This window comes from Salipiger sp. HF18 (genome assembly GCF_011806505.1).
In the GTDB taxonomy this organism is placed as follows: domain Bacteria; phylum Pseudomonadota; class Alphaproteobacteria; order Rhodobacterales; family Rhodobacteraceae; genus Salipiger; species Salipiger thiooxidans.
Window position 1 is genome coordinate 1 of sequence record NZ_JAATOS010000381.1, and the last position, 3,804, is coordinate 3,804.

The window sequence follows — 3,804 nt, forward strand, 5'->3', positions numbered from 1 at the left end:
GCAGACGCGTCGCCACAGGCTTCGTCTTCCCGACAGCCTGCGCCCGGACGCGGATCTCTCCTTCTTCCTCGGACAGGCGCTGAAGCGGCCGCAGTCGGTCTCGGCGCTGGCCCCCTCCTCGGCGCGGCTGGCCGAGGCGATGGCCTCGCTGGTGCCCGAGGGCAGCGGCCCGGTGGTCGAGCTCGGCCCCGGCACCGGCAAGATCACCCGACAGATCCTTGCCCATGGCGTGGCGCCCCGCGACCTGCACCTGCTCGAGATCAACGACGATTTCGTCACCCTCCTGCAGGAGCGCTTCCCCGAGGTGAGCGTGCACGCCTGCGGTGCCGAGGCGATGGCCGGGCTCGGCCTGCCGCCGCTGCGGGCGGTGGTCTCGGGCCTGCCGCTTCTCTCGTTCCCGGTGCCCCTGCAGGCGCGGATCCTGCGCGCGGCCTTCCGCCAGCTCGCGCCGGGCGCGCCCTTCATCCAGTACACCTACGGCCCCGCGGTGCCGGTGCCGCCACGGCTGATGAAGGCGCTCCGGCTCCGCGCCATCCGCCGCGCGGTGATCTGGGGCAACCTGCCCCCGGCGCAGGTGCTTACCCTGCACCGCCATGTGGCCTGAGCCCCGTAAAACGGTGTCGAAAGGCCGGATGTTAACGGTATCCCTTGGTATACATCCTTGCCTTTCCCGTGCCATGGCGTAAGAGATTGCCCGACCGCGTTCAAAGGAGGTTCCCTTGACCCAGACCCGCACCGAAACCGACAGCTTCGGCCCGCTCGAGGTACCCGCAGACAAGTACTGGGGCGCCCAGACGCAGCGCTCGATCCTGAACTTCCCCATCGGCTGGGAGAAGCAGCCGGTGCCGATCATCCGCGCGCTCGGCGTCGTCAAGAAGGCCTGCGCCGAGGCCAACAGGTCGCTGGGAACGCTCGAGCCCGAGCTCGCCGACGCGATCATGGCGGCGGCTCAGGAAGTGATCGACGGCAAGTTCGACGACAACTTCCCGCTGGTGGTCTGGCAGACCGGGTCGGGCACCCAGTCGAACATGAACGCCAACGAGGTGATCTCGAACCGCGCCATCGAGATGCTGGGCGGCGAGATGGGCTCTAAGAAGCCCGTGCACCCGAACGACCACTGCAACATGGGCCAGTCGTCGAACGACACCTTCCCGACCGCGATGCACGTGGCCATTGCCATGCAGGCCCGCGACGTCCTGCTGCCGGGCCTCAGGAAGCTGCACGCGGCGCTTGATGCGAAGTCCAAGGAATTCAAGGACATCATCAAGATCGGCCGGACCCACACCCAGGACGCTACCCCGCTGACGCTGGGTCAGGAATTCTCGGGCTATACCCATCAGGTCAAGAAAGGCATCGAGCGCGTCGAAGCCTGCCTGCCCGACATCTACGAGCTCGCGCAGGGCGGCACCGCCGTCGGCACCGGCCTCAACACCCAGAAGGGCTGGGCCACCATGGTCGCCGGCAACATCGCCGCGATCACCGACCTGCCCTTCGAGACCGCGCCCAACAAGTTCGAGGCCCTCGCCGCGCATGACGCCATGGTGATGTTCTCGGGCGCGCTCAAGACCGTGGCCGCCTCGCTCTTCAAGATCGCCAACGACATCCGGCTGCTTGGCTCCGGCCCGCGCTCGGGTCTGGGCGAGCTGATCCTGCCCGAGAACGAGCCCGGCTCGTCGATTATGCCCGGCAAGGTGAACCCGACCCAGGCCGAGGCGCTGACCATGGTCTGCGCCCATGTCATGGGCAACGACGCCGCCGTCGGCATGGCGGGCTCGCAGGGGCACTTCGAGCTCAACGTCTACAACCCGATGATGAGCTACAACGTGCTCCAGTCGATGCAGCTGCTGGGCGACTCGGCCTCGGCCTTCACCGACAACATGGTGTCCGGCATCCAGGCCAACGAGGCGCGGATCGAGAAGCTGATGAAGGAATCGCTGATGCTGGTGACGGCACTGGCTCCGACCATCGGCTACGACAACGCCACCAAGGTCGCCAAGACCGCCCACAAGAACGGCACCACCCTGCGCGAGGAAGCCATCGCGCTCGGCTTCGTGGACGAAGAGACCTTCGACCGCGTGGTCCGTCCCGAGGACATGATCGGCCCGAAGGGCTGATCCGCCGCACGGCGCCAGTTGCGGGAGCGGGCCTTCGGGTCCGCTCCCTTGCGTTTCGGCGGCGTTAATCGGCTGGGAGTACCATGGTTTTCCTGATGGCGGTCTCGGCGGGTTTCACGGTGGATGCAGAAAAATACCTCTCCGCGCGTCGGACCCTTCGCGCTGCTGCGTATCACCCGCAGAGTGTGGTGCGTGGCCGGTTCAGGCGCGGCGGGGTCCCTCAGGTCCCCGACACGCCCCCGGACCGATGCGCCGGAATCGCGTGCATGACCAGGTCCGCCGTCCCAGGCGGCGCAGGTCCGGTGCGGGATCTCCCGCCGCCGCCCGTTCCCCGCGGCGGCCGGAGCCGGCGGTTCCGTCATTTCTTGCAATACTCGGCTTGCATTTGTCCCTATTGCGAAACAAAGCGAGCGATCTAGGTTTGACTGCCATGAGCAAGGTGATCAATCTAAACAAGGCCCGCAAAGCCCGCGCCAAAGCCGAACAGAAGGCTCGCGCGGACGAGAACGTCATCCTTCACGGTCGCAACAAGGCCGAGAAGACCCGCGACAAGGTGCAGTCCGAAAAGACAGCCCGCGATCTGGATGCGCACAGGCTCGACGAATGAGCGGACGCCCGGTCAAGCACTCGCTCAGCCTGCGCGGCCACCGCACGTCGGTGTCGCTCGAAGAGCCGTTCTGGGACGAGTTCCGCGCCATCGCGCGCTCGGAAGGCAAAGCGCTCAACGCGCTCGCCGCCGAGATCGACGAGACCCGCGGGCTCGAGGCCGGGCTGGCTTCGGCGATCCGGGTCTATGTCCTGCAGCACGTCAAGGCGCGGGTCGACAGCTGAGCCGCGTGACCTGAGGACTCGTCCACCCGGTCCCGAATGAAACACCCGGCCGAGTTGGCGCGCCGGGTGATGTCTCTTCTTCGATGAGGAAATGCGGGGCCCTCCCCCTGGGCTCAGGCGCCGGCGAGCTTCTTCTCGCGGGCCTCGCGCAGCCGGGCGAAATCGTCGCCGGCATGGTAGCTCGAGCGGGTGAGCGGCGTTGCCGAGACCATCAGGAAGCCCTTGCCGAAGGCCGCCTTCTCGTACGAGGCAAACTCCTCGGGGGTCACGAAACGGTCCACCGCGTGGTGCTTCGACGTCGGCTGCAGGTACTGGCCGATGGTCAGGAAATCCACGTCGGCGGCGCGCATGTCGTCCATCACCTGCCGCACGCCCTGCGCATCCTCGCCGAGGCCGACCATGATGCCGGACTTGGTGAAGATCGACGGGTCGATCTCCTTGACCCGTTGCAGGAGCCGCAGCGAGTGGAAGTAGCGCGCGCCGGGCCGCACCGACGGGTAAAGCCCGGGCACGGTTTCAAGGTTGTGGTTGAACACGTCGGGACGGGCCCGCACCACAATCTCGAGCGCCTCGGGGGTGCACTTCAGGAAGTCGGGCGTGAGGATCTCGATGGTGGTCCCGGGCGAGCGGTGACGCACGGCGCGGATGGTCTGGGCAAAATGCTCGGCGCCGCCATCCTCGAGGTCGTCGCGGTCGACGCTGGTGATCACCACGTGGTTGAGGCCGAGCTTCTGCACCGCGTCGGCGACGCGGCCGGGCTCGAACACGTCGAGCGTGTCCGGGCGGCCGGTGGCGATGTTGCAGAACGAGCATCCGCGCGTGCAGATGTCGCCCATGATCATCATCGTCGCGTGGCCCT

At 67.1% G+C, this 3,804-nt stretch carries 5 protein-coding genes; 4 read left to right on the top strand and 1 reads right to left on the bottom strand.

The window, feature by feature from the left end; genetic code table 11:
* From HC022_RS20890 to HC022_RS20905, 4 genes are all read left to right on the top strand, one after another.
* Positions 1–604, top strand: a 604-nt coding sequence (locus HC022_RS20890; protein WP_167453704.1) for a class I SAM-dependent methyltransferase, incomplete at its 5' end; no start/stop codon positions are given.
* 115 nt (positions 605–719) lie between these two features.
* On the top strand, positions 720–2,114 hold the full coding sequence (gene fumC / locus HC022_RS20895) for a class II fumarate hydratase (RefSeq protein WP_008884295.1): 1,395 nt from the start codon (positions 720–722) through the stop codon (positions 2,112–2,114).
* A 430-nt stretch (positions 2,115–2,544) separates the two neighbouring features.
* Entirely contained in the window at positions 2,545–2,721 is a 177-nt protein-coding gene (locus HC022_RS20900) for a DUF4169 family protein (protein ID WP_008886251.1), read from the top strand.
* Positions 2,718–2,945, top strand: coding sequence for a ribbon-helix-helix domain-containing protein (locus tag HC022_RS20905; RefSeq protein ID WP_008885304.1), 228 nt, complete (start codon positions 2,718–2,720; stop codon positions 2,943–2,945). Before HC022_RS20900 ends, HC022_RS20905 begins: the two co-directional genes overlap by 4 nt.
* 113 nt (positions 2,946–3,058) lie before the next feature.
* Here the strand turns inward: HC022_RS20905 and HC022_RS20910 are convergent.
* On the bottom strand, positions 3,059–3,804 hold a 746-nt coding region (locus tag HC022_RS20910), incomplete at its 5' end, for a lipoyl synthase (RefSeq protein WP_167453705.1).

Excerpts from the sequence above, each read along its gene's own strand:
- HC022_RS20905 (WP_008885304.1), top strand. The coding sequence starts at position 2,718 with ATGAGCGGACGCCCGGTCAAGCACTCGCTCAGCCTGCGCGGCCACCGC.
- HC022_RS20900 (WP_008886251.1), top strand. The coding sequence starts at position 2,545 with ATGAGCAAGGTGATCAATCTAAACAAGGCCCGCAAAGCCCGCGCCAAA.